This window comes from Pseudomonas sp. PF05 (genome assembly GCF_056521845.1).
On sequence record NZ_JBWLPW010000044.1, the window covers coordinates 1 to 2,890 of the forward strand.

Here is a 2,890-nt window from a genome sequence, read left to right on the forward strand (position 1 = left end):
ATTCGCTGCTTTGTATCAGTCTCAGGTCGTGATCCGCCTCGTTATCCAGGACCACGGTGTCCAGATCCACACGGGCCGTCCCCTCTGGTGCCGTCATCGTGCTCAGTGTCAGAAGCGTCCGGACACCGCTGTCGCGCACCATGAAGGCCTGCCGTTCCGGCGGTGCGCTGACGTCCAGCGGCACGTAGACTGCGGCGCACTTGAGAACCGCCAGTTGGCTGACCAGCAGCTCGTTGGAGCGTTCCAGCACAATCGCTACACGATCACCCGGTTGCACACCCAGTCCGATCAAATGGCGGGCCAGGCAATTGGCCCGGCGGTTCAACTCGGCGTACGTCAGGCCATGCCCGTTGTGCACAACCGCCGTTGCCTCCGGACATTCCTTGGCCTGGGCTTCGAACAGGCCATGGACGGTCCTGTCCCGGGGATAGCTGCGGGTGGTGGCGTTGAAATCCACCAGCAATTGCCGACGCTCGGCCGACGGCAGGATCGACAGGCTGTTCAACGGCGTCTGCGGTGCCTGTTCCAGCGCATCCACCAGGCGCTCCAGGGCAATGCCCATGTAAACACATATCCGCTGCGCACCAATCTGCGGCACCGCCAGCGCGGATAGGCGGAAATCTTCGCCCAGGTCGTCCACCGACAACGTCAGCGGGTAGTTGGTGCGTTCTTCGTTGCTCAGCAGTTGGATGCCGTCCCAGGCCGCCAAGGCTTCGCTCGAGGCAACACCGGCGGCGCTGTGCCGGTAATTGAGCAAGGCGCTGAACAACGGCAGCGGCGCGGCCACGGCGCTGCAACGCTGGGCCAGGGCCAACGAAGCGTGTTCGTGGCCCAACAGACCGGTCAGGCGCGCGTGGGTGGCTTTCACCCCGTCACGCACGCCTTGGGTTCCAACCCCTACCCGCAACGGCAAGGTATTGATGAACATGCCCAGGGCCCGGTCGGCGCCATCACCGCCCTGCATCCGCCCCATCAGCACGGTGCCGAACACCACGTCCTGCTTGTCGGACACTTGCCCCAGCACCTGCGCCCAGGCCAAGTGATGCAGGCTCGCGGCGCTCACGCCCAACTGCCGGGCCTGGGCCCGCAAACGGCGGCTCAGGTCGGCAGGCAGGCTCAGTCCGGCCTCCTCGATATCGCTGCCATCGCCACGGACGTCCAGCAGACCGAACGGCAATGTCGGTTCGTCGACATCACTCAACATGTCACTGAAGAACCCTTCGTGCTCCGCGCGGCTCACGCCCAAGCGGGCCTGGGCCACGTAATTGCGGAACGGCACCGCTTCGCCCAACTGCTCGGCCTGGCCCAGCAGATGCGCTTGCATCTCGTGTTGCACCACTTCCAGCGCCGTGTGATCGAGGGCCATGTGATGAAACAGCAGCATCGCCACCCAGCGCTGATTCGCCGGATCGTGGGCATATGCGATGCGCATCAACGGTGCCTGTTGCATGTCCAGGCGGTAATGCAATGTGTCGAATCGCCCGCGCAACTGTTCGGCGATATCGCCTGCTTCGGCGCTCAGCACCAGCTCTTCCACCGCCAGTTGCGCCTTGCGCCAGACCACTTGCACCGGCTCATCCAGGCCTTCCCAGACCACCGAGGTGCGCAGGATGTCATGGCGATCGATGACGCCTTGCAGGGCTAGGGCAAACGCCTCCAGCCGCTCGCGGTCCGCGACGATGAACGTGGCCTGCAACACATAGGGATCGCCCGTGTGCGCGGCGATGTGGTGATAGAGAATGCCCTCCTGCAACGGCGCCAACGGGTAAATATCCTGCACGTTGCGCGCACCGCCCGGCACCGTTTCCACGATGCGATCGATGTCCAACTGGTCCAGCGCCACCAAGGGCAGCATCGACGGCGTGATCCGGGTACAGCCCAGCAAGATGCCGTTGTCCGGTACCACGACCTCGCCGCCACTGCCGACTGCGGCGGCCAGCGCGGCGAGGGTTGGCTGGCTGAACAGCACCCGCACGTCCGCCGACAAGCCGAGCTGGCGCATCCGGCCAATCAGGCTGACGGCCAGCAGCGAATGCCCGCCCAGTTCGAAGAAATGATCGTGGCGGCCGACGCGTTCGACCTTGAGCAAGTCTTGCCAGAGCTGCGCCAGGGTGGTTTCGACCTCGCCTTGCGGGGCTTCGTAGCCACGGGAGATGACGGCATCCAGATCCGGTGCCGGCAGGGCCTTGCGGTCGAGCTTGCCGTTTGGCGTCAGGGGCAAGGCATCCAGACGCATGTAGGCGGTGGGCACCATGTAATCCGGCAGTTGCGCTTGCAGGTGCGCGCGCAGGGCTTCGATTGCTACTGCTGTGTCCAGTGAGTGTTGGGTGAAATAGGCCACCAGGCGCTTGTCGCCCGGTATGTCTTCGCGGGCCAGGACTACGGTTTCCTTGATGTTTGGCGCCTGGGCGAGCTTGGCTTCGATCTCGCCCAGTTCGATGCGGAAACCACGGATCTTCACCTGGTCGTCGTTGCGGCCCAGGTATTCGATGTTGCCGTCTGGCAGGTAGCGGCCCAGGTCGCCGGTGCGATACATGCGGGCATTCGGAGTCGTGCTGAACGGGTCTTTCAGGAAGCGTTCAACCGTCAGGTCATCACGATTGAGATAACCGCGAGCGACCCCAGCACCGCCGATGTAGATTTCGCCCGGAACGCCCAGTGGCACCGGTTGTTTGTACTCATCCAACAGATAGAACTGGGTGTTCGCCACCGGTTTACCAATGTGCGCGGCAAAACCATCCTCACGGGCCATCGACACCCAACTCGAATACGTCGTGGTTTCCGAAGGGCCATAGAGGTTGCACAGGCGCTTGACCTGGGTTTGCTCGAACAATGCCTCCACCAAGCTGCGCTTCAAGGCTTCACCGGCGACGTTCACCGTGTCGACGCC

The 2,890-nt window shown here is 63.6% G+C and carries 1 protein-coding gene; it reads right to left on the reverse strand.

All coding sequences use genetic code 11. The features are described 5' to 3' along the window. Positions 1-2,890 (reverse strand): AMP-binding protein (locus AC09SL_RS29315; protein ID WP_479571981.1); only part of this gene is annotated, 2,890 nt, incomplete at both ends.